A 24,710-nucleotide genomic window follows, 5' to 3' on the forward strand; every position below is an offset into this window, starting at 1 on the left:
GGACCCGCCGCCCCCCGCCGACCCGCCGAACGCCATGAAGAACCTCCTGCGCTCCCTGCTGCTCGCCACCCTCGTGGCCGCCGCGCCCGCCGCTTTCGCCGACCGGGTGAAGGACCTGGCCCAGGTCGCCAGCGTGCGCGCCAACCAGTTGATCGGCTACGGCCTGGTGGTCGGCCTGCAGGGCACCGGCGATGGCACCGACGTCTCCTTCACCATCCAGAGCGTGCGCGCCATGCTGCGCCGCATGGGCGTGAACTTCGACGGCCCGCTGTCCGACTTCGAGACCGCCGCCGCCAGCGCGCGCATGGACATCCGCAACGTCGCCGCGGTGATGGTCACCGCCGAACTCCCCGGCATGGCCAAGCCCGGCCAGCGCATCGACGTCAACGTGTCGGCCGTGGGCCGCGCCGCCAACCTGCGCGGCGGCAACCTGCTGCTCACCGCGCTGCGCGGCGCCGACGGCGAGGTCTACGCCCTGGCCCAGGGCGCGCTCACCGCCACCGGCGTGGACACCAGCGCCTCCGGCTCGCGCGTGAGCATCGGCGTGCCGACGGCGGCGCGCATCCCGGCCGGCGCCATCGTCGAGCGCGAGGTCGACAACCCCTTCGACCGCGCCGACCATGTGGTCCTGAACCTGCGCGACGCCGACTTCACCACCAACAACGCCATCGTCAGCGCCATCAACGCCCGCTTCGGCGCCGGCGTGGCGCGCCCGCTGGACGCGACCTCGATCGCCGTCTCCGCGCCGCAGGACATCAGCGCCCGCGTGGCCTTCGTCAGCGCGGTGGAGAACCTCGACGTCACCCCCGGCGAGCCGCCGGCGCGGGTGATCGTCAACGCCCGCACCGGCACGGTGGTGATCAGCCGCAACGTGCGGGTCACGCCGGCCGCGGTCTCGCACGGCACGATTTCGGTGGCGGTGGCGGCGACCAACGAGGTCTCGCAGCCCGCCCCCATGAGCCAGGGCCAGACCGCCGGCGTGCAGAACGCCTCGGTCACCGTGTCCGAGGCCAAGAACCCGATGTTCCTGTTCCAGCCCGGCGTGGACCTGCGCCAGATCGTGGACGCGGTCAACCAGGTGGGCGCGCCGCCCTCCGCGCTGATCGCCATCCTCGAGGGCCTCAAGGGCGCGGGCAGCCTGCGCGCGGAGCTGATCGTCCAGTAAGGACGGAAACACCCACGGCTATGAGCGACACCACCGTCTCCTCCCGCGTCTCCGGCTACCACGACTTCGGTGGCCTGGCGAGCCTGCGCGGCGACGCCGCCAGCGGCGACACCACGGCGCTGCGCGAGACGGCCAAGCAGTTCGAGACCTATTTCCTGCAGCAGGTCATGAAGACCATGCGCGAGGCGATGGAGCGCAGCGACCTGGTGGAGAACCGCGACGCCGACCAGTTCCAGGAGCTGATGGACAAGGAAGTGGCGATGAAGATGGCCGAGCGCGGCTCGCTGGGCCTGGCCGACATGCTGGAGCGCCAGGTGCGCCAGCGCGGCCAGCCCACCGCCGCCGAGGCGCTGGACGCGCGGGCCCGCTCGCTCGCGCCGCAGGCCGCGCCGATGCCGCTGGGCGGCCAGCCCGCCGGCCTGGCCGCGCCGGCCCGCGAGGGCCTGGCGGTGCCGCACAAGCTGCGCGCGCTGGTGAAGGGACTGGGCCATGAGTGACCTGCTCGGCATTGCCAGCTCGGGCATCACCGCCTACCAGCGGGCGCTGGCGACCGTCTCCAACAACATCGCCAACGTCAGCACCGAGGGCTACTCGCGCCAGGGCGTGGGCCAGGCCGCCTCGGCGCCGCGCCTGGTGGGCACGAACTACCTGGGCACTGGCACCGTCTTCACCGGGGTGCGCCGCCAGTACGACGCCTTCCTCGAGCAGAACCTGCGAAGCAGCAACAGCGAGCTGCAGGCGCAGGAGCCGATGGTCAATTACGTGAACCGGCTGATCGACGTGATGGGCAACGAGAGCATCGGCCTGACCACGGCGATGAACCAGTTCTTCACCGCCGCGCGCGACCTGGCCACCGACCCGGCCTCCAGCGTGGAGCGCAGCGTCTTCCTGCGCGATGCCGACGGCCTGGCGGCGCGCTTCCGCCAGCTGGACCAGCAGTTCGCGCTGCTCGAGACCGAGACCCGGCAGACGGTGGAGACCGACGTGGGCAAGGTCAATTCGCTGACCCGCCAGCTGTCGCAGGTGAACAAGGAGCTTTCGCGCAGCGCCACGCTGGACCGCCAGCCCTCGGAGCTGCTGGACCAGCGTGACAACCTGCTGCGCGAGCTGTCCGGTCTGACCACGGTCAAGACCCGCTTCGAGTCGAACGGCGCGGTGCTGGTGAGCGTGGGCGACGTGATCGACCAGGGCGTCCTGGTCGACGGCTCGCGCTCCTACGACATCGGCGTGTCCACCGAGGACGGCGGCGACGGCGGCCGCCTGCGCTTCGTGCTCGACCCCTATGGCAACCCGCGGTCGCTGCCGAACCTCCTGAGCGGGAGCATCGGAGGCACCGTGGCCTTCCGCGACAACGTGCTGGCGCCGGCGGTCGACGCGCTGGACCAGCTGGCCGGCACGCTGGTCGACGAGGTCAACGCGGTCCACCGCGGCGGCCTGGACCAGGAGGCGCGCGTGGGCACCGACCTGTTCACGCTCGCCGGCGGCGCCCGCGGCGCGGCCGGCCGGATGGCCCTGGCGATCACCGACGCGAGCCGGGTGGCGGCGGCGGCGCAGTTCCGGGTGACGGACGATTCCCTGAACGTCGGCAGCGCCCAGGCCACCGTGTCCTGGAGCGCCCCGCGCTACGAAGGCAGCACCGGCCTCGTGGACGGCCTGGCCGCGGGCCTGTCGCCGGCACTGGGTCAGGCCCGGCTCACGATCGGCTCGCGCCAGCCCTATGCCTCGCTGGGCGCCGTGCCCCTGGGCATGGAGGACCTCACCCTCACCCTGACCAACCCGGCACCGGGGCAGTCGCTGCAGGTCTTCACCCGCGACGGCCGCCACCTGCTGGGGACGTCGCTGTCCGGGCAGCAGCAGGCCGACCTGGTGGCCGCCGGCAACGGCATGGAGGCCGGCGCGACCTACGCCGACCTGCGCGGCCCGCAGTCCCACGGCACGGCCAGCGACTTCCTGGGCATGGACCTGTTCCTCGGCGCGCGCGCCGGTGTCCAGCAGATCCAGCGCTTCGACGCGCAGACCGGCAAGCCCCTGGCGCCGCAGCCGCAGGCCGCCTCGCTGGTGGGCCGCGCGTTCACGCCGCTCTCGGGGCCGCTGCCGCAGGGCACCCTCCGCCTCAACGGCGTGTCGCTCGGCGCCCTGGGCGCGGCGCAGGATGGCAATGGCGATGGCCGGTTCGACGCCTCCGAGGTCGCCGCCTGGATCAATGGGCAGCCGGGCGTGGGCGTGACCGCCTCGGTCGCCCAGGTGACCCTGGCCGACGGCAGCCTCGGCCAGGCCCTGCGCCTGGACCGTCCGCAGGACGACACCGCGAACGACATCCGCCTGGCTGCAGGGCCGGCCGGCGAGGCCGCCGACCTCGCGAAGCTGGGCTTCGACTCGGCCCTGCATGTGAACGGCGCCGCGGCCGACGACCTGGTGGTGTTCGTCACGCACGCGGCCGGCACCTCCACGCAGATCGACGTGACCTCCACCTTCGAGGTGGCCGGTGGCGACATGCAGCAGGCGCTGCGGCAGGAGCCGATCGACATCGTCTTCGTCGGCGGCGGCGAGTACGAGATCCGCGACCAGAACCTCCCGGCGACCGTGCTGGCGCGCCGCACCTTCGATCCGGACGCCGCCGCCATCCGCTACCGCGGGCTGACCGTGTCCTTCTCCTCGGTGCCTGTCGAGGGCGACCGCTTCACCATCGACGGCAACCGCGACGGCATCGGCAACAACCAGGCCATGCTGGCCCTGGCCGGGCTGGAAGACGCCCGCGTGACGCCCGGCGGCCTGACCCTCACCGAGGCCTACATCGAGCAGGTCAACCAGGTGGGCAACATGGCCCAGCAGGCCAGCATCGCGCAGCAGGCCCTGCAGGTGGTCTACCAGCAGGCCCAGGAGGGGCGCGACAGCGTCTCCGGCGTGAGCCTGGACGAGGAGGCCGCCGACCTGGTGCGCTTCCAGCAGGCCTACCAGGCCAATGCCAAGGTGATGCAGGTCGCCAACGACCTGTTCGACGCGATCCTGCAGGTGCGCTGAACCCGGGAAGGACTGACCGATGTCGATGAAGATTTCCACCGCGCTGCTGTTCGACCGGGCGACCGATCGCATGTCGACGCTGCAGAACCGCCTGGCCCACACCCAGGCGCAGATGGCGACCACCAAGCAGGTGATCTCCCCCAGCGACGCGCCCGACCAGGCCGCGGTGATCCAGCGCCTGCGCGGCGAGGTCGACCGACAGGAGAGCCATGCCGCCACCCTGAAGGTGGCGATGAACCGCTACGCCGCCGAGGAGACGGCGCTGACCGGCGCCAACGACATCCTGCTGCGGATCAAGGACCTGGCGATCCAGGCCGCCAACGACACCGTGGCGCCCGCCGACCGCGAGGCCATCGCCGCCGAGATGGAGGCGCTGCGCAACCAGCTCGTCAGCCTGGGCAACAGCAAGGACGACGCCGGCAACTACCTGTTCTCCGGCACCCGGGTGAACACCCCGGCGTTCGCCGAGGACGAGGCCGGCTATGTCGTGTACCAGGGCGACCAGACGCAGACGCGCATTCCCGCCGGGGTCGAGCGCACCGTGGCCTTCACGCGCGCCGGCACCGACGTCTTCACCCGCGTCACCCGCGAGGACGGGCAGGGCGGGGTGAGCAGCGTGAGCTTCTTCGAGTCCCTGGACGACCTGGTCGCCGGGCTGCGCAACAACGTGGGCGCCGACATCCGCAACGGCCTCAACGAGGTGGACCAGATGATGTCCGGGGTCAACGTGGCCCTGGCCCAGACCGGCGCCGACCAGCAGGTCGTGCAGTCGCAGCTCGACGTGCTGGACGAGACGGCGCTGCGCCTGAAGTCCACCCTGTCCGACGTCGAGGACCTGGACTACACCACCGCCGTGACCCAGATGAACAAGGAGCTCACGGCGCTTCAGGCGGCGATGTCCAGCTTCGGCAAGATCTCCGGGCTGTCCCTGTTCGACTACGTCCAGCCCTGAGGTAGGCCATGAGCACGAGCAGCATCGTCAACACGCTCGGCGCCGGCTCCGGCATCGACATCAAGGCGCTGGCCGAGAGCCTGGTGGAGGCCGAGCGCGCCCCGCAGAAGGAGCGCATCGACGCCAGGATCGAGAAGAGCGAGACGCGCATCTCCGGCTACGGCGCGCTCAAGTACGCGGTCGCCGACCTGAAGACGGCCTTCCAGGCGCTGGACGACGCCAGCGAGTTCAACTCGCTGACCGTCGCGAACTCGCAGGAATCCGCCGTGGCGGTGACCACCAGCGCCAGTGCGGCCGCCGGCACCTTCTCGCTGGGCGTCTCCCAGCTCGCCCAGGGCCAGCGCAACGCGGCCAGCTTCGCCGCGCGCGGCACGGCCCTCAATGGCGGTGGCGCGTTCTGGCTCAAGCTGAACCTGGCGGGCGTGGATGCGGCGCCGGTCAAGGTGAACACCGCGACGCCGGCGGGGCTGGTCGGCGCGATCAACGGGGCCGACCTCGGCGTCAGGGCGCAATTGCTCGATACCGGCAACGGCGTGGTGCTCGTGATGACGGGGCCGGAGGGCGACGCCAATGATTTCACCCTGAGCGCGGTGACCGACGACGGCAGCGGCCACCCCACGGCCACCGCCGTCGACGGGCTCGACCTGAACACGGTCAAGCAGCCGGCGGCCGACGCGCTCTTCACCATCGACGGCCAGGCGATCCGGCGTGCCAGCAACCGGGTCTCGGACGTGATCGAGGGCGTCACCCTGGACCTGCGCTCGACCACGACCACCGCGGCGCGCATCGACCTGCAGCGCGACACCACCGCGATCAAGGGCAAGCTGCAGGCGCTGGTGACGGCCTACAACACCTTCCAGGATTCGCTCGATGTCCTGAACGACCCGGACAGCGAGGTCGAGACCTTCGGTGGCGCGCTGGCCGGCGACAGCCTGCTGCGCTCCATCCGCAACCAGGTGCGTTCCCTGGTCACCGGCGCTTCGTCCACGCCGGGCGAGGCGGTGACCCACGCGCGCCACGCCGGCATCAGCATCGACCGCACGGGCCGCATGACCCTGGACGAAGACAAGCTGGATGCGGCCCTCGAAGACCACTTCGAAGCCACGATGGTGATGTTCACCGCCGGCAAGAGCGACAAGAGCCTCTACAGCTCGTCGAAGGCCGGCCTGGCGGGCGACGCGGTGCGGTCCCTGGACAAGATGTTGCGTTCCAGCGGCCTGATCGAGCAGGGCATCGAGACGGCGACCGACCGCGTCGACGACTACAAGGACGACCTCGCCGAACTGGAAGACCGCATGACCCAACTGCTGGCGCGCTACACCGCCCAGTTCGCGGCGATGGACAGCATCGTCGGCGAGGCCAGCAGCACCCGGGGCAACCTCGAGAACAGCTTCGCCGGCCTGATGGCGATGTACACGAAGTGATGCATCCGGGCGCTCAGATGATTGCTTCCGTGCTGTGCGCTCAAGTTTTCGCGAGCCATACCGATCCCGCAGCGGAGGGACGGCAAAAGGTTGCCGGCCCAAGTTTCAAGCCTGGCCCATGGGGCCAGGTCCTGCTGGAAAGGACATCCCATGAGCGCAGACAGCATTTCCTCCGTGTCCGGCGGCGGCGCCCAGCGCGCGCCGGCGGCGCCGTCGCTGGCTGTCGCGCCGGCGGAGGTGGAGAAGGCGCCTGCCACGCTCCCGACCGCCAAGGCGCCCGAAATCCCCAAGAAGGCCGAGATCGACTACGACCCGCGGCAGCGCCAGCAGGAGCTGGCCGAGGCGGTCGACCGTCTCAACGAGCAGATGCGCCAGAACGGGCGCGCGCTGGAGATCGGCGTCGACAAGACGCTGGACCGGCCGGTCTACACCGTGAAGAACAGCCAGACCGGCGAGGTCGTGCGGCAGATCCCCGACGAGACCTTGCTGCGCGTGGCCCACCACCTCGAAGAGGTCAAGGGCCTGTTCCAGGACGAGCGGATCTGAAAAAAATTCCGCCAAGCCTCTCAAGCTCCCCACACACCATCCGATTCACCCAGCAACAGGAATTCGAAACACGGTTTTCTGTGGCAACAGGCAGATCCCGCCACTTCCAGGGACCCGCCGACCGACTGAAACATTGACGAAGGAGTAAGACCATGTCCGTCATCAACACCAACGTGAAGGCCCTCGTTGCCCAGAACGCGCTGACCGTGAACAACCGTTCGCTCAGCAAGACGATGGAGCAACTGTCCACCGGCAAGCGCATCAACAGCGCCGCTGACGATGCCGCCGGCCTGGCGATCAGCAACAAGATGACCGCGCAGATCCGCGGCCTGAACCAGGCCGTGCGCAATGCCAACGACGGCATCTCGCTGCTGCAGACCGCGGAAGGCGCGACCCAGGAAATCACCAACATGCTCCAGCGCATGCGTGAACTGGCCGTGCAGGCCGCCAACGACACCTACTCGTCGGCCGACCGCTCCGCGCTGCAGCTCGAGTACGACGAGCTGTCGGACGAAATCACCCGCATCTCCGACAACACGAAGTGGAACAACATGTCCATCTTCAAGACCAGCGCCAGCGGCGCGATCGGTACCTCCGGCGTGGTGTACTTCCAGGTGGGCATCGACGGCACCTCCGGCATGACCATTTCGGCGACCTTCGAAGGCATGGACATCACCAGCCTGTCGGCCGCCAGCGGCAGCCTGACCACCCAGTCGGGAGCGCAGTCCGCGCTGACCTCGCTGGACAACGCGATCGCCAAGGTCGACACCTTCCGCGCCAAGCTGGGTGCCAAGATCAACCGCCTCACCTACGCCGCGGACAACCTGTCCAACATCTCGACCAACACCGCCGCCTCGCGCAGCCGGATCATGGACGCGGACTATGCCCAGGCCACCACGGAGCTGGCACGCACGCAGATCATCCAGCAGGCGGGCACGGCCATCCTGGCGCAGGCCAACCAGGCGCCGCAGTCGGTGCTGTCGCTGCTGCAGTAAGCGCGGCACACGGAGGAAGGGGGCCCGCGAGGGCCCTTTTTCTTTCCTGCCTAGAATCCGCCGAACCCCCTTGTGCGCACGCTCCATGGACACTGCCCGCCGCCCCGCGTTCTCGATCATCCTGCCCACGCACTGCCGGCCCCACCTGCTGGAGCGGGCCCTGGCCAGCGTGCGCCAGCAGCAGGCGGACGAGGAGATCGAGGTCATCGTGGTGTCCGACGCCATCGACCCGGCCACCGACCTGACCGCCTCGCGCCTGCTGGGCGCGCGCGACACCTACGTGCGCCGCAGCGGCCGGCCCGGCCCGTCGGCCAGCCGCAACCTGGGCCTGGGCCTGGCGCGCGGGCGCCATGTCCTGTTCCTCGATGACGACGACAGCCTGACCCCCGGCTTCCTCGGCGCCGCCCTGCGCGAGCCGGCGGTGCAGGCCGGCCAGGCGGTATACGTCGACGCGGTGGCGGTGACGGAAAGCCGGCTGCCCTCCGGGCCGCAGGTGCATGGCGAGTCGGCGCTGGCGTTGCGCGACGGCCTGAACGAGCAGGTCTTCGTGAAGAACCAGGTGCCGTTCTCCTGCTTCCTGTTTCCCCGCGAGGCGCTGCACGGGATGGCATTCGACGAGCACATGCGCGCCTACGAGGACTGGGAGTTCGTGCTGGCCTTCCTGCAGCGGCAGTGGCCGCGGCACCTGGCGCTGACCGGCCCGCGCATCCACGTCGTCCATGACGAGACCACCGACCGCCGCGGCAGCAGCGCCGCGGCCCAGGACCACCGCGCGGTGATGGACTACCTCTATGTCTATCACCGCTACCCGGTGGCCGACGCCGCCTTGCAGCAGCGTCGCTGGGAAATGATGCAGCTGTTCTCGATCCCGCTGCCGCCCCAGGTCTACTGAGCGGCTTGCGGGGCGGCCGCCTGCGCGCCTTCCAGGCGCTGCGCGATCAGCGCGCCGATGCTGTCGAACTGCGCCAGGTAGCGGCCCTCGCCGGTGTGCTGCCAGGCCTGCTTGAGGGCGTCGCACTCCACCGCGAAGGGGTAGACCTGGGCGGGTTTCGCGCCGAAGGCCGGCAGGCAGAAGATGCCGGCCGAACGGCTGGTGAAGCGCGGGTGGGCCAGCACCAGATTCATCAGCAGGGGGTAGAGGGCTTCGGCGGTGCTGCGGGTGGCGCCGTCGCGCGTGAGGACGGGGCGCGCCAGCGCCTCGGCCAGGGGATCGCCGGGGCGGTGCGCGGCCTCGCGCAGGCGCTGCGCCACGTCCAGCCACCGGAACCACACCGCCTTGCGCGCGAACACGCCCAGGCCGTGCACGCTGCGGTGCGCGGACTGCACCCAGGCGCGCAGGTCCAGGCCCAGGCCGCAGTGGTCGGCGAACGCCTGCGCGGTGGCCAGCGCGTGGGGGTCGTGGCCGAGCCAGGCCAGGACCGGGTTGCGGTACAGGCAGTGCAGGTCCCAGCCCGCGCCGAGCAGCACGGCGTCGGTGCCGGGCGCGTCGGCGGCGAGCAGGCGCTCCACCCCCGGCAGGTCCAGGCCGGTGGCGGCGCGCACCCCGGGCGTGAGGAAGCCGTACAGGCTGCGCGAGTCCAGGGTCGCGTGGACCAGCACGCGGCAGATCTCGTCGTGCACCTGCCAGCCGCCGGCCGCCTCGTCGGCGGCGACCGCCTTGATCTCGAACTTGCGCGCCACCGGCGGTGCCGGCGGTTGCAGCAGGCCCGGCGCGGGCCGGCCGTGGCGCAGCTGGTCCAGCACCGACTGCAGCTTCGAGGTCGGGCGGGCGACGAAGGCATGGCGCCAGCCAGCCCGCCGCCGCAGCGCGACCTCGGCCACCTTGTCCTCGTAGGCCTCGAAGCTGTCCGTGGCCAGGTCCTGCAGGCCCAGCTCGGTGAGCATGCTCAGGCCCATGCGCGAGACCAGGGTCTGGCCGTAGCGGGTGACGATGGGCACGCCGGCGTTGATCACGTCGTTCGAGGTGGAGCCGCAGTTGTACGGGTAGCTGTCCAGGTAGACGTCGGCCAGGGCGAGGCGGGCGCGGAAGCTCTCGTGGTCGCAGCGGGGCATGAAGACCAGCCGTTCCTGCGGCACGTCATGCGCCGCCGCCGCCTTGCGCAGGTTGGCGGTGGTCACCGGGTTGTCGTCGATCAGCCAGAGCACCGCGTGGTCCACGCGCCGCAGGATCCGCATCCAGCAGGCGAACATCTCCTGGGTGATCTTGTAGACGTTGCCGAAGGCGGCCATCACGAAGGCCTCCGGCGGCAGGCCGGCCTCGGCCCGCGTCGCCGGGCGCACCGGGCGCTTTTCCAGCGTCAGCGGGATGAACGAGCCCGAGACATGCACCGGCTGCTCGGTGAACTGGCTGGCCAGCTCGGTCGGCATCGCCACCGGGTCCACGATCACCTGGTCGAACCAGGGCATGCCGGTCGAGCCGATGTAGCCCAGGTAGGTCAGCTGCCGGGGCGCCGGGTGCAGCGCGAAGATGCCCGGGCGCGCGCCGGCGCTCAGGCCGTGCAGGTCGATCAGCACGTCGATGCCGTCGGCGGCGATGGCCTGCGCGGCCTGCCGGTCGGTCATGCCGGCGATGCGGGTGACCTGGTCGAACGAGTCCTTGAGCGAGCGGCGCAGCGGCGTGTCCTCGTCCGGCGAGTAGTCGTAGGCGTGCAGGCTGTACTGCGAGCGGTCCAGGCCCTGGATGAAGGCCGGCACCAGGAAACCCACCGCGTGCTCGCGCAGGTCGCCCGAGACCAGGCCCACCCGCCAGCGGGCGCCCGGCACGCGCTGGCGGTCGCACAGCCACTCCTCCTTGAGCGGGTACATGCGGTTGACGAAGCTCTGGGCCGTGAGGAGCTGCTGCAGCGGGTCGTCCACCAGCGCCAGCATGGCCAGGGGCGAGGTGCAGCGCAGCATCTCGCTGTGCGAGATCCCCGGCAGGGGCTTGTAGACCGGCCACTTGCAGGCCTTCTGGCGGATGTGGATCCAGTGCTGGATCACGCCCGGCTGGCGCGGGTTGATGGCGAGGCTCTGCTCCAGCGCCCGCTCGGCCAGCTCGTAGTGCTTGCGGCCTTCATGCACCCGGCCCATGTGGTTGAGGGCGGTGCATTGCAGCTCGGGGTCGAACCGGTCGTGCAGGAAGCGCTGGCCCAGGTGCTGGCCCCAGACCGCCAGGGCCCGGTCGGCCTGGCCGAGGCGTTCGAGCAGCAGGCCCAGGTTGATGCAGGCCTGACCGAAGCCCGGCTCCAGCGCCAGGGCCTGCTGGTAGGCCTCCAGCGCGCGGGCGTGCTGGCCGGTGGCCTGCAGGATGGCGCCATGGTTGAACAGGGCCAGGTGCCGCCCCGGCCGGGGGGCGCCCGCCAGCCAGGCGGTGTAGACCTGGTCGGCGGCTTCCACGTTGCCCGTGTCCTGGAGCTGCTGGGCCAGTTCGACCACCTCGGCCAGGGTCCGCTCGGGGATCGGTGCCAGCCCCGGCGCGTCGGTGGCGTCAGGCGCTGCGATGAAGTCTTGGCGTGCGTTCATGTCGGCTTTCCGGATTGCCCGGGCTTGCAGCAACAACGGTGCCAGGGCCCGGCCGGCAAGTTCTTGCCGCCGGCGCACGCGGGGGCCTCAAGTTTTCCGCGGGCGGTCCGATCCTGAGTCCGAGCAGAGGGCAACTCTCCTTTCCGGGGGGGGCCCGGACAGTCACTGGGGGTGCCGTCGCGCCCCCGGCAAGGAGTCTTCATGTCGGTCATCACCTCGTTCACGCCCAGTGCCATTTCCAGCCTGACCACCAGCCAGGTCGCGGCACTGACCACGGCGGATGTCAAGCAGCTGAACACGGCGCAGATCCGTGCCCTCAAGAGCGAGCAGATCGCCGCCCTGGGCACGGAGGACATCGCCATCCTCAGCGGCAAGCAGGTCGCGGCCTTCGACGCGACCCAGCTGGCGGCCGAGGACTCGGCCATCTACAGCCGGCTCGAGGTGTTCTCGGGCTCGCAGATCAAGTCCCTCACCACCGCCCAGCTCGCCGCGCTGACCACCTCCCACATCAGCTCGTTCGACACCGCGGACATCGCCGCCATGTCCGCGGCCCAGCTGAACAGCCTGTCGTCGGACGTGGTCGCGGCCATGGACACCGACCAGATCCAGGCGATCTCGGCCAGGCAGGTCAAGGGCCTGAGCACCAGTTTCATGGCGAGCCTGGAGTCCGACCATGTGCGGGCGCTGAGCACAGAGCAGATCCGCCTGCTCACGGCCAACCAGATCAGCGCCATGAGCACGGACAGCTTCCTGAGCCTCGAGACCGAGGACCTGGAGGCCCTCACGGTCGGCCAGGTCGCCAACCTGTCCTCCGGCATCATCGCGGCGCTCAGCACCGAGCAGGTCGGCGTCCTCAGCCGCGCACAGCTGCTGTCCCTGAACAGCGCCCAGATCCAGGCCATCGAGACCGAGGACCTGGCCGCGATGGGCACCGACCAGCTCGGTTACCTGCGCGCGAACCAGCTCAACCAGCTGACGACCGACCAGGTGGCGGCCCTGACGACCGAGCAGCTGGGGGCCTTCGGCAAATTCCAGCTGAACAGCCTGACCACGACCCAGCTGCGTGCGCTGACCAGCGACCAGGTGACGAGCCTGACCACCAGCCAGGTCGCCCTGCTCAGCGCCAACCAGCTCAGCGCCCTGAGCACGGACAACCTGGCGCTGCTGGACTCCTCGCAGGTCCAGGCGATCTCGGTGGGCACGCTCAAGAGCCTGTCGACCGACTTCATCAAGGGCCTGAGCACCGAGCAGTTCACCAGCCTGCAGAACATCCAGCTGACCAACCTCACCGCCGCACAGCTGCAGGCGGTCGAGACCGAGGACCTGGTGGCCCTGAGTTCGACCCAGCTGGGCAACCTCAAGCCCTCGCAGATCGAGCAGCTGACCACCACGCAGATCGCCGCGATCACCACCGACCAGCTCGCCGGCCTGAGCAACGCCCAGCTGATGAAGCTGACCAACAACCAGGTCGGCGCCCTGGGCAGCGACCAGGTCATCGCGCTGTCGTCCGACCAGGTACGCGCCCTGAGTGCCAACCAGCTCAACAGGCTATCGACGGATGCGATCGCGGCGATCGAGACCGACGACCTGGCCGCCCTCACCGCCGCGCAGGTCAAGGGCCTGGGCACCGCCTTCATCCAGGCCCTGACGACCGACCAGCTCGGCGGCCTGAGCAGCACCCAGATCGGGCTGCTGAGCAACTCGCAGATCGCGGCGCTCCAGAGCGGTGACCTCGCCCAGCTGAGCACCGACCAGCTGCGCGGCCTGAGCGCGGGGCAGGTGGCCGGGCTGACCTCGGCCAAGGTGAGCGAGCTGTCCACCGACCAGATCGCCTCGCTGCAGGCCGACCTGGTGCGCGCCTTCAGCACCTCGGTCATCGCCAACCTCGGCACCGACCAGGTCCAGGCCCTCACTTCCACCCAGGTCCAGGCCCTGACGGCGGCCCAGCTGAACAAGCTGACCACCGACGGCATCGCAGCCCTGGACACGGTGGACGTGGCCGCAATGTCGAACGTGCAGGTCTCCGGCCTGACCACCACCCAGGTCCGGGCCCTGACTTCCGACCAGGTGGGCTCGCTGCGCGCCAGCCAGCTGGGCGCGATGACCTACCGCCAGATCGAGGTGCTGGACAACGGTGAGTTCGGGCAGTTGAACAGCGCGCAGCTCCAGGGCATCGCCGCCGGCCAGTTCGCCCAGCTCAGCTCCGACCGGATCGCCGAGCTGACGACCGGCCAGGTCCAGGCCCTGACCGCGGCCCAGGTGTCCGCGATGAGCACGGGCAACGTGGCCAAGCTGAGCACCGACCAGGTCCAGGCCCTGACCAGCACGCAGGTGCAGTCCCTGACCTCGGCCCAGCTGGTCAGCCTCGGCTCCGACGGCATCGTCGCGCTGGACACGGCCGATGTCGCCGCCCTGAGCACCGCCCAGATCCGCAACCTGACCACCACGGCCATCAAGGCCCTGACCAGCGAGCAGGTCAAGGCCCTGCGCAGCAGCCAGCTGAGTGCGCTGACCAGCACCCAGATCGAGGCCTTCGACTCGGGTGACCTGAGCCTGCTTGACAGCAGCCAGATGAACGGCCTCACCGCCGCGCAGCTGGCCAGCATGTCGACGACCAAGATCGCCGAGCTGACCACCTCGCAGATCGCCGGCCTGTCGTCCAGCTACATCAGCGGCCTGACCACCGCGGCGCTCAACCAGCTGAGTTCCACGCACATCCAGGCCCTGAGCAGCACCCAGGTGCAGGGCCTGTCCGCGGGCCAGCTCAACGGACTGGGCTCGTCCCTGATCGCCGCGCTGGACACCGAGGACGTGGCGGCGCTGACGACCGCGCAGGTGCGCAGCCTGAACTCCGGCTTCATCGCCGCGCTGACCACCGAGCAGGTCGTCTCGCTGCGTGCCTCGCAGCTGGGCGCCATGTCCTACGGCCAGATCGGCGCGCTGGAGAGCGGCGAGTTCGGCTCGCTGAGCAGCACGCAGCTGCAAGGCATCCTGCCGACGCAGTTCGCCCAGCTGTCCAACACCAAGCTGGACGAGCTGACCAGCGACCGCATCGCCACGCTGACGACTGCGCAGATCGGCGCGATGACCAACAGCCAGATCGGCTCGCTGGACTCCAGCCAGGTCGCGGCGCTGACCAGCAGCCAGCTCGGCGCGATGGCCTCCACCCAGCTGAACAGCCTGACGGCGTCCACGATCACGACCATCAGCAGCAGCAACATCGCGGCGCTGAGTGCCAACCAGATCGGCTCGCTGTCGACCACGTTCATCCGCAACATGAACACCGACCAGATCGGCGCACTGGGCAGCGACCAGGTCCGGGCCCTGACCTCGGCGCAGATCGACGCGATGACTTCCGACCAGATCGGCGCGCTGGACGTCGCCTGATCCGGGGCGGCGCCCCATGGACGACGGGCCCGTCTCCTTGCGGAGGCGGGCCCGTCGTGTTGTTGGCGGGAGGGCGGGCGGCGCAGGGGTGGCCGGCGCCCGCAGCGACTCAGCCGCGCGCTGCGGCGACTTCGCGCTTGAGGTCGGTGGTGGAGATGCCGCGCGTGCGGGGCAGGTACACCACCTCGCACAGGCTGCGCAGGTCGTCGAACCGGCCGGCCCAGTCGTCGCCCATGCCGAAGATGTCCACGCCGTAGTTGACGATGTCGCTGCGTTTCTGGCCCCAGTTGCACTCCGGGATGACCAGGTCGACATGCCGGACCGCCCGCAGGATCTCGCAGCGGTCGGCAAAGCCGACGGCGGCCTTCTTGCCCTTGAGCGCATTGAACTCGTCCGTCGACACCGCGACGATGAGGCGGTCGCCCAAGGCCCGCAGGCGCTCGAGCAGGCGGACATGCCCCACATGGAAGAGATCGAAGGTCCCGTACGTGATCACCGTGGTCATGGTTCGCCTTTCTCGCTGTGTGCGTGCCTGGCGCCGGGGCGCCTGCCTCGCGGGGGGCTAGCCCCCGGCCGCCTTGCGGCGCTCGTTGGCCTGGAGCTCGCCGCGCGTCCAGATGGCGTGGCGGCGGCGCGGGCCGGACAGGTCGGCGTATTCCGACCGGTCCCAGGGATGGTGGAAGTCCGGGTCGGGCGTGTGCCAGCTGCTGCCGTACACGCCGTTCAGGTACCCGTCGATGGACCTTGGCATCGGGACATCGATGCCTTCGAGCCGCTGCATCGCGGCGGGGAACAGGTCGCTGGCGGCCAGCGCCCTGCGCCTCGACGGGTAGAACGAGGCGCGCTCGTCCTCCAGGATCGCGACGAACACGTCCAGGGTCTGCCCGGTGGCGGTGTCGGTCTCGATCCACAGGTGGGCGAAGAAGTGGCCCTTGACCTTGAATCCCTCGGCGGTGAGCGCCTGGGCGATGGCCTCGAGCGTCGGTCCCAGGCCACCGAACTGCTGCATGCCGACGCCGACCACGATGTCCAGGTCGTCATCGTGATCGAGCAGCTTGCCCTCGCGCCGGTGGCCGAGGACCGCGCCGCCGCTGATGCACGCGTTGGGGGTCAGGCGCTGCAGCACGGTCACGATGTCGAGCGCCTTGCGCAGGTAGGCCTGCTTCTCGGTCTCGCTCCAGAACCGGAAGGTGCGCTTGACGCCATGGGCGTTGGCCTGCACCTGGAACCTGTCGGTCAGCCAGCCCAGCTCGCTGCGGATGCTGGCGGCCGGCCCCGCCTTTGCGAGGTGGCCCGCCGCCCGGGGGAAGTCCTGTTCGACGAGCGCATGCAGGAAGCCGTGGAGGCTCTCTTCCCGGGGGCCCTTGGCAGGCGGCAGGCAGACCGAGAGGACCTGCTTGACGCTGCGCACGCGGTCGGCCGTGTTGTAGATGACGATCCATTCGCCGCGGGCCTCGTCCTTCTGGAGGCAGACGATGCCCGAGACCCGGACTTCGAGCGGGTCCTGGCGCAGGATGATCGAGCGGATCTCGCTGCTGTCGAAGCCCTTGAGCTTCAGCAGCAGGCCCGGGCTGTCCTGCGGCACCTCGATCTCCAGCCCGACGTTCCCGGCGCCGGCGGCGCGGGGCTGCCGCCATTCGACATCGAAGGAGGGCATGGCCGCGAGGTGCGTGAAGATGACGTGGAACTCGGTGGCGCGGACATCGGCGTCGACCTCGACGCGCAGGGGCTGGCCGCTCCAGGGAAGGTCGGGGTAGCCCGCATCCCACGCGGCGCGCAGCCGCTCGAGTCCGGCCTGGAGCCGGGAGGGGGTCGATGCCGAAGCCGGGCGCGGGGAAGACATCGCCGGCCTCAGACCCGCTCCACCTGCCCGCTCACCGGCGAGCACGCCGCGCGCGCCGCGCCCAGGGCGACCTGGTAGGGGTTGCTCAGGGAGTCCTGGGCCTCGCCCTTGAAGTTGGCGCGGCGCATCTCGGTGTCGGTGCGGCCCGGCACGATGCAGCTGACGCGGATGCCGTCGGCTGCCCATTCCTCGCTCAGGCCCTGGGTCATGTTCACGATGGCCGCCTTGGTCGCGGCATAGACCACATGGTCGGCCCGGCCGCGCGTGTACGAGGACGAGGCGAACTGCACCAGGGTGCCCCGGGTCTCCTTCAGCGGGGCATGGCTCCACTTGGCGATCCAGGCGGCGCCGAGCAGGTTGACGTGGATCTGGTCGGCGATGTCCTGCGAGTCCTGCGTCGCCAGCTCGCTGGTGCGCAACAGGCCGGCGGCGTTGACGACCACGTCGATCTGGCCCATCGCCTTCCAGGCCTCGGAGATGGCCAGCTTCACGTCCGCCTCGCGGGCGATGTCGCAGCCGTTGCTGCGCGATCGCGCGATCACGCGCGAGCCGGCGCTCTCCATGATGTCGGCCATGGCCTTGCCGATGCCGGCGGTGCCGCCGAAGATCAGCACGTTCTTGCCGCGGGCGTCGATGCCGGGGCGGTCCGCCGCCACCTGCTGCGAGCGGATGCGGAACATCTCGTCGGCCAGCACCAGATCCACCGGGTGGGTGATCTTGAAGTTCTCCTCGCTGCCCTGGACGATGCGCACCTTGCCCATGGGATGGCACTCGAGGTAGATGCCGCAGTCGTCGGTGAACTGCTGCAGCCGCTCCTCGCCCACCTCGGCGTAGCAGTCCACCAGGGTGCGGAAGCGGAAGGCCTGCGGCGTCTGGCCCCGCAGGATGTGCTGGCGCTTGGGGATGGACTGGATGTAGCCGTCCCGCTCCACGATGATGGTGTCGGCCGTGGGAATGGCCACGTCCACCGCCTCGTTCTTCTCGAGCGCGTCGAGCACGTCGTGGATGATCTGGCCGCTCACGAAGGGGCGCGCCGCGTCGTGGATCAAGACATTGGCCGGCTGGTGCGGCGCCAGGGCCTTCAGGCCCTTGAGCGTGGAGGCCTGGCGCGAGCTGCCGCCCGCGACCACCAGGTCCCGGTCCCCGAGCTTGATCATCGCGCGCACCTGGTCGAGGGCGTCGACCGGCGCCACGATCGCGATCAGCGCCTCGGGCAGGTGGCGGCGCAGCGCCTCGTAGGTGTGGGCCAGCACCGGCTTGCCGGCAATGCGGATGAACTGCTTGGCCTGGTCGCCGCCGATGCGGGTGCCGGTGCCGCCGGCCAGCAGGATGACGGACGTTTGATCAGGCACAGGCTTCCTCCAGTTGCAGGGTGGCGGCGGCCGCGCGGGGCGCGGCGGCGCGTTCGAGTTGTTCGCAGGCGCGCTCCAGGCGCGCGAGCAGGGCAGGGTCCATCGCCAGCGGGCGGTCCGCGTAGGCGCGCAGCACCGCGATCACCTTGCGCAGCTTGACCGGCTTTTCCGTCAGCAGCATGCCCAGGGCGGTGAGGCGGGCCGTCAGCATGAAGGCCGGGCCGCCCTTGTCCATCGTGGAGGGCGACTCCAGGTGCGAGATGTAGCTGGCGTCGGGCACGCGCCAGTTGCCGAAGTTCTCCTCCAGGTTGCGCGGCGTGTCGCCGGGCACGTACATGTCCACGCCCAGGAAGTTCACCGGCTTGAGGTCGAACGGGGTGAAGGCGAAGGTCTGGCGGTACCCGAAGAAGAAGTCCACGCCGGTGACCAGCATGCCGTCCTGCGGGTAGTAGATGAACATGTCGATGCAGATGCCGGTGAGGTTGTGCACCACCGGGATGTAGTAGGCCCGCGCGCCCTTGAGGAACTTGGGCTCCACGGTGAACAGGCCGCTTTGCTGGATCGCCAGGCAGATCGCGTACTGGTTCTCCCAGCCGATCACGCCGATGTCGATGTCCTTGTCGTGGTCCAGCAGCTTGCCCTCGCGCTCGTAGCCCAGGAGGGTGCCGGAGACCAGGAACATCTTCAGGTCGTTGGCGCGGAAGATCTGGGCCAGGTCGCTCAGGGCCTGCGAGGCCTTGGCCACGTTGAAGCCCTCCTTCTTCGGCTGGGGCGCCTGCATCGCGTGCTGCGCGGCGTCCTCGTCGTCCTCGCGGGGGTCCTCCAGGCGGAAGCCGCGCAGGGCATCGTCGATGGTGGCGATCGCGCCGGCCAGGTCGCCGGCCTTGCACTGGTTGCGGGCGATCGTGACCTTCATGCGGTTGGACTCGCGTCCCTTGTCCAGCGGGCGCAGCAGGGCGATGGCGGCCTCGTGGTCGCCGCCGGTTTCCAGGCAGCGCGCCCGCAGGAAGTCCAGCGAGCGCACCACTTCATGCGCCTTGGCGTTGCGGGCGGCGTTGGTGCAAAGCTGGTACAGGCGCGCCAGGCGTGCGTAATCCACGTCGACCTGGGCCATCCCCGAGGGGTCGACCAGCAGCACCTGCCGCTCGGACAGCGTGCGCGAGATGCGCAGCCAGCGGGCCGTCTCGATGCGCTTGGCGCCGAGCGTCTCCAGCAGGCTCACGGCGGACACCCAGTCCTTCAGGTCCACGCACAGCTCGAAGGCGTCGTGCCACTGCGTGTCCGAGCCCTTGGTGTTCTTCAATTCCGCGGGCTGCAGCGGCGCCTTGCGCACCTGCGCCTGCACCGCCTGGCGCAGCACGTTGTTGGCGGACAGCCGGCGCAGGCCCTCGGTGAGGCCGCCGGTGGAGACGGAGTGGTAGCAGTCCAACCAGACCTGGGCCCGGGCGGGCTCCACCTCGTTGGCCACCGCCAGCGTGCACAGGAAGTTGACCATCGGGATCTTTCCGCGCGCGCGGACCTTGCGGATCGTGTCCTGCGACAGCAGGGTCTGCAGGTCGACCGCGTTCAGGCACTCGAGCAGCATGGCTTCGTCGCCCTGGACCAGCGCCGTGTTCAGCCGCGTCAGGGTGAAATGCATCACCGGATTGAGTTTCATGGGGTCTCCGCAGTGGGGTGGCGAGGGTTTGCCGTTCCCCTGGGGTCTGCAAATTCCAAGCCAGCCCGCCGCAGGCCATTCCTTGCCGATGCCGGGCCCGCCGCGTGATGGGCCGCCGACATCCGCGCTGTCGGAATGCCGGCAAGCCGCAGCGGCTTTCCGACAGGCCGTTAACCGCATCGGCTTAAGGCCCGGTGCCCCGGTTAACCCAAAGGCAATGGCGGCAATCGCCTGCCGCCGGTGGCACGGCGGTTGCGAACAGGGCCGCCGCACGCCTCACGAGACACCGCGACATGACCCTGAGCCACGCCCCGACCCACGACCGATCGCCCGCGACGCCGGCCGCGCCGCTGCGCCGCGCCGTCTTCGTCGACCCCGCCAGCCGCCACCTGCTGGCCCTGGCGCAGCGCGTGTCCGTCGCCGACGTCACGACCCTGCTGGTCGGCCCCACCGGCGCCGGCAAGGAGGTCATGGCCCGCGTGCTGCACGAATCCTCCGCGCGCCGCCACGGCCCCTTCGTCGCCATCAACTGCGCGGTGCTGCCGGAGCAGCTGATCGAGAGCCAGCTCTTTGGCCACGAGAAGGGCGCCTTCACCGGCGCGACCCGCGCGCACAAGGGCCTGTTCGAGCAGGCCGACGGCGGCACCCTGTTCCTCGACGAGATCGGCGAGATGCCGTTCCACCTGCAGGCCAAGCTGCTGCGCGTGCTGCAGGAGCGCCAGGTCGTGCGCCTGGGCAGCGAGGCGGCGGTGCCGGTCAACGTGCGCCTGGTCGCCGCCACCAACAAGGACCTGCGCGCCGCCATCGCCGCGCGCGAGTTCCGCGAGGACCTCTATTACCGCATCGCCACCTTCCGCCTGCGCCTGCTGCCGCTGGCCGAGCGTACCGGCGACATCCTGCCGCTGGCCCTGCAATTCCTCTCGCGCCACCCCGCGCCGGGCGGCGAGTGGCAGGTCACGCCGGAGGCGCAGCAGATGCTGCTGCAGTACCCCTGGCCCGGCAACGTGCGCGAGTTGGAGAACGTGATGCGCCGCGCCGTGGTGATCAGCGCCGACGGCCGGGTCGGTCCCGCGCAGCTGATGTTCGACGACTGGCTCGAGCCGGCACAGGCCGCGCCGGTGGCGCCGGCGATGCCCGCCGTGCCGGCGATGCCGGTGCCTGCCGCCGGCGCCGCAGCCGTGATCGCGCCGTACCCGGCAGCCGCCTCGTTCGCCGCGCTGGCGCCGGTGGCCGCCGCCGCCTCCGCGCAGCCTGCGGCGATCGACACCGCCAGCCAGGCCGCCGCCCACGCCGAGGAGGCCGGCGCCCCCGCCGCGCCGCCCACCGACCTGCAAAGCGCCACCCGCCACAACGAGCACCGCATCATCATGGCGACCCTGGCCGCCACCGCCAGCCGCAACGAGGCGGCGCAGCGCCTGGGCATCAGCCCGCGCACGCTGCGCTACAAGCTGGCCCAGCTGCGCGCCCAGGGCCTGGGCCTGCCGGGTGAACTGCAAGGGAGCGCCGCATGATCGAACGCGCCACCTCCGCCGCCAACATCCAGTCCATGCTGGCCACGCTGCGCGCGCTGCAGTCCGAGGCCGGCTCGGGCGTGCAGGCCCCGGTCGCCCCCGGCGTCCAGGACCTGCAGGGCACGCAGGGCACCGGCCGCGCCGGCTTCGCCGACCTGGTCAAGGGCGCCGTCGGCAAGGTCAACGAGCTGCAGGCCGAGTCCAGCCGCCTGCAGGCCTCCTTCGAGCGCGGCGACGACGTGCCCCTGACCGACGTGGTCCTGGGCATGCAGAAGTCCTCCCTGGCCTTCGAAGCCACCCTCCAGGTGCGCAACAAGGTCCTCAAGGCGTACGAGGACATCCTCAACATGCCGGTGTGACCCCCTGACCTGAGACGAGAGACAAGAGACCCGCCATGGCCACAGCCACCGCCACCATGACCCCGGGGACGGCCGCCGCCGCACCCGGCACGTCCCAGGCCCTCGTGCCCGCAGGGGACCACGCCGCCACCACCGCCAATGCCGCCAATGCCGCCGCCGCCGGCGGCGCGCTCGTGCCCGCCGGGGGCGACCTCGTCGCCGGCGCGCGCCGCGTGCTGCAGCAGCCGGCCGTGCGCCGCGCCATCCCGGCCTTCGTCGTCATCCTCGCGCTGCTGGCCTTCGGCCTGGTCTACGCCTGGATGCAGGCCACGCCGTACCGGCCGGTCATGCCCGGCCTGTCCGAGGCCGACCAGCAGGCTGCGTACGACGCGCTGCGCACCGCCGAATTCAAGCCGAAGATCGACTCGCAGTCCGGCCAGCTCACCGTGCCGGTCGACCGCTTCCACGAGGCCCGCATCTTCCTGGCCTCGCAGGGCCTGCCCAAGACCGGCGCGGTCGGCCTGGAGGGCCTGAAGGACCAGTCCTCCATGACCACCAGCCAGTTCATGGAGCAGGTGCGGGTGAATGCCGCGATGGAGCAGGAGCTGGCGCGCAGCATCACCCAGATCGGCACCATCGCCGGCGCCCGCGTGCACCTGGCCACCCCGCGCCAGAGCGTGTTCGTGCGCGAACGCGTCGCGCCCAAGGCCTCGGTGGTCGTCACGCCCCACCCGGGCCGCGCGGTCTCGGCCTCGCAGGTGCAGGCCATCGTCCACCTGGTCTCCTCCAGCGTGCCCTACCTCACCCCCGACAACGTCACCGTGGTCGACAACGTCGGCAAGCTCATGACCGAGTCCGCCGGCGACCTGAAGCTGGGGATGACGGCGGCCCAGAGCGCGCACAAGCAGCAGCTCGAGGAGCTGTATCGCAGCCGCATCCTGCAGATCCTCGGCCCGGTGGTGGGCGAGGCCAACGTGCGCTCGCAGGTGAACCTGGCCCTGGACTTCACCCAGATCGAGAGCACGACCGAGGACTTCGACACCGCCGACAAGGGCCCGCGCACCCGCTCCGAGGTGCTGGCCGAGGACCGCGGCCAGCGCCGCAGCGCCGAGGGCGTGCCCGGCGCGCTGTCCAATACCGCGCCCTCCAACCCCGGCACCAGCACCGCCACCCAGGCCGACCCGAACAAGGGCCAGTCCGAGTCCACCGGCACCACCAGCAGCCGCTCCACCCGCAACTACGAGCTCGATCGCACCGTGCGCCATGTGCGCAACGCCACCGGCGGCGTGCAGCGCGTGAGCGTGGCCGTGGTGGTGAACGAGCGCCCGGCCCCCGCGCCGGCGCCCGGCGCCTCCGCGCCCGCCGCCAATGCGCCCAAGTCCCAGCCCTACTCCAAGGAGGAACTCGACCGCATGACCGAGCTGGTGCGCGGCGTGATCGGCTTCGACGACAAGCGCGGCGACCTGGTCTCCGTGGTGCCCGCACGCTTCGAGGCCGACGAGCCGGTGCGGGCCACCCCCTGGTACCTGCATCCCGACGTCCACCTCGGCTTCAAGAGCGGGATGATCGCCCTGGTGGCCCTGGCCTTCCTGTTCGTGGTGGTGCGTCCGGTGATCCGCGCGGTCTTCGTCAAGCCTGCCGAGGAGGCCGTGGCCGAGGACGCCGAGAAGAAGCCTGCCGACGGCGAGCTGAGCGAGGAGGACATGCGCATGATCCAGCTGGGCGAGGGCGACTCGCTCGAGGAGATCAAGGCCAAGCTCAAGCCCAAGCGCTCGAGCATCTCCATCGACATGCTCGACACCGCCAACACGTACGACGACAAGGTCGCCCTGGTGCGCATGCTGGTGGCCGAGGATTCCGCCCGCGTCGCCAACGTGTTCAAGAACATGATCAAGGTCTCCTGACCTGCCGTGAGACAAGAGACGGAGCAAGCCCATGGCTGAAGCGAACACCCTGCCGGCGGTCAAGGCCGACGCCACCCTCAACGCCGCGGACTTCCTGCCCGAGGAAGTCAAGGCCGAACTCGATTCGCTTTCGGGCACCCAGCGCGCCGCGGTGCTGATGCTGCTGCTCGGCGAGCAGCAGGCCGCGGAGATCATCAAGTTCATGAACCCCAAGGAGGTCCAGGCCCTGGGCGCGGCGATGGTGTCGGTGGCCGACCTCTCGCAGGAGACGGTGAACGTGGTGCTCGACGAATTCATCGCCACCCTGAAGAAGCAGACCAGCCTGGGCCTGGGCACCGGCGACTACGTGGAGAAGGTCCTCAAGCGCGCCCTGGGCGACGACAAGGCCGCCTCGGTGCTCTCGCGCATCATGCCGGGGCAGGGCAGCAAGGGCCTGGAGATCCTCAAGTGGATGGACGCGCGCTCCATCGCCGACATGATCTCGGGCGAACACCCGCAGGTGATCGCCATCATCCTGTCGGTGCTGGAGTACGACGTGGCGGCCGACGTCCTGAGCTACCTGCCCGGCGAGTCGCGCCCCGAGATCATCCAGCGCGTGGCCAGCCTCGAGACCGTGCAGCCCTCGGCGATGGAGGAGCTCGAGGCCATCATGAAGAAGCAGTTCTCGAACAACTCCTCGGCCAAGTCCTCCAGCTTCGGCGGCATCAAGGCGGCGGCCAAGATCATGAACTTCGTGAAGGTGGACCTGGAGTCCTCCATCATGGGCGGCCTGTCGCAGATCGACGAGGACCTCAAGCTCAAGATCCAGGACAACATGTTCGTGTTCGAGAACCTCTCGGGCGTGGACAACCGCAGCATCCAGACCCTGATGCGCGCGGTCGAGTCCGACATGCTGATGGTGGCCCTGAAGGGCGCGCCCGACACGGTCAAGAACAAGTTCCTGGACAACATGTCGGCCCGCGCGCGCCTCATGTTCGTCGACGAGATGGAGGCCCGCGGCCCGCTGCGCATGGCCGACGTCGAGGAGGCGCAGAAGCAGGTGATCCGCATCGCGCGCAAGCTTTCCGATGCGGGCGAGATGATGCTGGCCGGCCGCGGGGACGACTTTGTCTGA

At 70.2% G+C, this 24,710-nt stretch carries 18 protein-coding genes; 13 read left to right on the top strand and 5 right to left on the bottom strand.

From position 1 onward, the window contains the following. The first annotated feature begins 34 nt into the window (after positions 1–34). From ACT80S_RS12260 to ACT80S_RS12295, 8 genes are all read left to right on the top strand, one after another. Positions 35–1,165 carry a flagellar basal body P-ring protein FlgI gene (locus ACT80S_RS12260; RefSeq protein ID WP_377416108.1) on the top strand — a complete coding sequence of 377 codons (1,131 nt, stop codon included), beginning with the start codon at positions 35–37 and terminating at the stop codon, positions 1,163–1,165. Between the two features lie 20 nt (positions 1,166–1,185). Beyond that, entirely contained in the window at positions 1,186–1,662 is a 477-nt protein-coding gene (locus ACT80S_RS12265; protein ID WP_377416110.1) for a rod-binding protein, read from the top strand. Further along, a complete protein-coding gene (gene flgK / locus ACT80S_RS12270) occupies positions 1,655–4,186 on the top strand; it encodes a flagellar hook-associated protein FlgK (RefSeq protein WP_377416112.1) in 2,532 nt (843 codons plus the stop codon). Before ACT80S_RS12265 ends, flgK begins: the two co-directional genes overlap by 8 nt. Positions 4,187–4,205: 19 nt before the next feature. Beyond that, complete coding sequence (gene flgL, locus ACT80S_RS12275) at positions 4,206–5,138, top strand: flagellar hook-associated protein FlgL (protein ID WP_377416114.1); 933 nt, start codon at positions 4,206–4,208, stop codon at positions 5,136–5,138. 8 nt (positions 5,139–5,146) lie between these two features. Continuing rightward, entirely contained in the window at positions 5,147–6,562 is a 1,416-nt protein-coding gene (fliD, locus tag ACT80S_RS12280; protein WP_377416116.1) for a flagellar filament capping protein FliD, read from the top strand. 150 nt (positions 6,563–6,712) lie between these two features. Beyond that, entirely contained in the window at positions 6,713–7,108 is a 396-nt protein-coding gene (locus ACT80S_RS12285; protein ID WP_377416118.1) for a flagellar protein FlaG, read from the top strand. A gap of 152 nt (positions 7,109–7,260) precedes the next feature. Next, a complete protein-coding gene (locus ACT80S_RS12290; RefSeq protein ID WP_377416120.1) occupies positions 7,261–8,103 on the top strand; it encodes a flagellin N-terminal helical domain-containing protein in 843 nt (280 codons plus the stop codon). 85 nt (positions 8,104–8,188) lie between these two features. After that, complete coding sequence (locus ACT80S_RS12295) at positions 8,189–8,995, top strand: glycosyltransferase family 2 protein (protein ID WP_377416122.1); 807 nt, start codon at positions 8,189–8,191, stop codon at positions 8,993–8,995. Here the strand turns inward: ACT80S_RS12295 and ACT80S_RS12300 are convergent. Further along, positions 8,989–11,604, bottom strand: coding sequence for an O-linked N-acetylglucosamine transferase, SPINDLY family protein (locus ACT80S_RS12300; RefSeq protein ID WP_377416124.1), 2,616 nt, complete (start codon positions 11,602–11,604; stop codon positions 8,989–8,991). The genes ACT80S_RS12295 and ACT80S_RS12300 overlap by 7 nt on opposite strands. Positions 11,605–11,805: 201 nt before the next feature. On the opposite strand from ACT80S_RS12300, the gene ACT80S_RS12305 reads away from it, so the two are divergent. Beyond that, complete coding sequence (locus ACT80S_RS12305) at positions 11,806–14,991, top strand: hypothetical protein (RefSeq protein WP_377416126.1); 3,186 nt, start codon at positions 11,806–11,808, stop codon at positions 14,989–14,991. Between the two features lie 109 nt (positions 14,992–15,100). Here ACT80S_RS12305 and ACT80S_RS12310 read toward each other — a convergent pair whose 3' ends face one another. The 4 genes from ACT80S_RS12310 to ACT80S_RS12325 are packed head-to-tail and all read right to left on the bottom strand — an operon-like array spanning position 15,101 to position 19,843. After that, positions 15,101–15,496 carry an adenylyltransferase/cytidyltransferase family protein gene (locus ACT80S_RS12310; RefSeq protein WP_377416128.1) on the bottom strand — a complete coding sequence of 132 codons (396 nt, stop codon included), beginning with the start codon at positions 15,494–15,496 and terminating at the stop codon, positions 15,101–15,103. A 57-nt stretch (positions 15,497–15,553) separates the two neighbouring features. Beyond that, positions 15,554–16,834: a hypothetical protein gene (locus tag ACT80S_RS12315; protein ID WP_377416130.1), complete on the bottom strand. Its 1,281-nt coding sequence runs from the start codon at positions 16,832–16,834 to the stop codon at positions 15,554–15,556. A gap of 8 nt (positions 16,835–16,842) precedes the next feature. Further along, positions 16,843–18,186, bottom strand: a complete 1,344-nt coding sequence (gene ispD, locus ACT80S_RS12320) for a 2-C-methyl-D-erythritol 4-phosphate cytidylyltransferase (RefSeq protein WP_377416132.1) — start codon at positions 18,184–18,186, stop codon at positions 16,843–16,845. Then, entirely contained in the window at positions 18,179–19,843 is a 1,665-nt protein-coding gene (locus ACT80S_RS12325; RefSeq protein ID WP_377416134.1) for a hypothetical protein, read from the bottom strand. The genes ispD and ACT80S_RS12325 overlap by 8 nt, the downstream gene beginning before the upstream one ends. Positions 19,844–20,136: 293 nt before the next feature. On the opposite strand from ACT80S_RS12325, the gene ACT80S_RS12330 reads away from it, so the two are divergent. The 4 genes from ACT80S_RS12330 to fliG are packed head-to-tail and all read left to right on the top strand — an operon-like array spanning position 20,137 to position 24,710. Then, complete coding sequence (locus tag ACT80S_RS12330) at positions 20,137–21,354, top strand: sigma-54 interaction domain-containing protein (RefSeq protein WP_377416136.1); 1,218 nt, start codon at positions 20,137–20,139, stop codon at positions 21,352–21,354. Continuing rightward, positions 21,351–21,713, top strand: coding sequence for a flagellar hook-basal body complex protein FliE (gene fliE / locus ACT80S_RS12335; protein ID WP_377416138.1), 363 nt, complete (start codon positions 21,351–21,353; stop codon positions 21,711–21,713). Before ACT80S_RS12330 ends, fliE begins: the two co-directional genes overlap by 4 nt. A gap of 35 nt (positions 21,714–21,748) precedes the next feature. After that, positions 21,749–23,596 (top strand): flagellar basal-body MS-ring/collar protein FliF, encoded by a 1,848-nt coding sequence (gene fliF / locus ACT80S_RS12340; RefSeq protein WP_377416140.1) that lies wholly within the window; start codon positions 21,749–21,751, stop codon positions 23,594–23,596. Positions 23,597–23,627: 31 nt separating this feature from the next. Next, the gene (gene fliG, locus ACT80S_RS12345) at positions 23,628–24,710 is read left to right on the top strand and encodes a flagellar motor switch protein FliG (RefSeq protein WP_377416142.1); all 1,083 of its coding nucleotides are present in this window, start codon (positions 23,628–23,630) and stop codon (positions 24,708–24,710) included.

The sequence above is a fragment of the Ramlibacter sp. MAHUQ-53 genome, assembly GCF_052600055.1.

Coding starts and splice junctions, on each gene's coding strand:
- ACT80S_RS12260 (WP_377416108.1), top strand. CDS start 35: ATGAAGAACCTCCTGCGCTCCCTGCTGCTCGCCACCCTCGTGGCCGCC.
- ACT80S_RS12265 (WP_377416110.1), top strand. CDS start 1,186: ATGAGCGACACCACCGTCTCCTCCCGCGTCTCCGGCTACCACGACTTC.
- flgK (WP_377416112.1), top strand. CDS start 1,655: ATGAGTGACCTGCTCGGCATTGCCAGCTCGGGCATCACCGCCTACCAG.
- flgL (WP_377416114.1), top strand. CDS start 4,206: ATGTCGATGAAGATTTCCACCGCGCTGCTGTTCGACCGGGCGACCGAT.
- fliD (WP_377416116.1), top strand. CDS start 5,147: ATGAGCACGAGCAGCATCGTCAACACGCTCGGCGCCGGCTCCGGCATC.
- ACT80S_RS12285 (WP_377416118.1), top strand. CDS start 6,713: ATGAGCGCAGACAGCATTTCCTCCGTGTCCGGCGGCGGCGCCCAGCGC.
- ACT80S_RS12290 (WP_377416120.1), top strand. CDS start 7,261: ATGTCCGTCATCAACACCAACGTGAAGGCCCTCGTTGCCCAGAACGCG.
- ACT80S_RS12295 (WP_377416122.1), top strand. CDS start 8,189: ATGGACACTGCCCGCCGCCCCGCGTTCTCGATCATCCTGCCCACGCAC.
- ACT80S_RS12300 (WP_377416124.1), bottom strand. CDS start 11,604: ATGAACGCACGCCAAGACTTCATCGCAGCGCCTGACGCCACCGACGCG.
- ACT80S_RS12305 (WP_377416126.1), top strand. CDS start 11,806: ATGTCGGTCATCACCTCGTTCACGCCCAGTGCCATTTCCAGCCTGACC.
- ACT80S_RS12310 (WP_377416128.1), bottom strand. CDS start 15,496: ATGACCACGGTGATCACGTACGGGACCTTCGATCTCTTCCATGTGGGG.
- ACT80S_RS12315 (WP_377416130.1), bottom strand. CDS start 16,834: ATGTCTTCCCCGCGCCCGGCTTCGGCATCGACCCCCTCCCGGCTCCAG.
- ACT80S_RS12325 (WP_377416134.1), bottom strand. CDS start 19,843: ATGAAACTCAATCCGGTGATGCATTTCACCCTGACGCGGCTGAACACG.
- ACT80S_RS12330 (WP_377416136.1), top strand. CDS start 20,137: ATGACCCTGAGCCACGCCCCGACCCACGACCGATCGCCCGCGACGCCG.
- fliE (WP_377416138.1), top strand. CDS start 21,351: ATGATCGAACGCGCCACCTCCGCCGCCAACATCCAGTCCATGCTGGCC.
- fliF (WP_377416140.1), top strand. CDS start 21,749: ATGGCCACAGCCACCGCCACCATGACCCCGGGGACGGCCGCCGCCGCA.
- fliG (WP_377416142.1), top strand. CDS start 23,628: ATGGCTGAAGCGAACACCCTGCCGGCGGTCAAGGCCGACGCCACCCTC.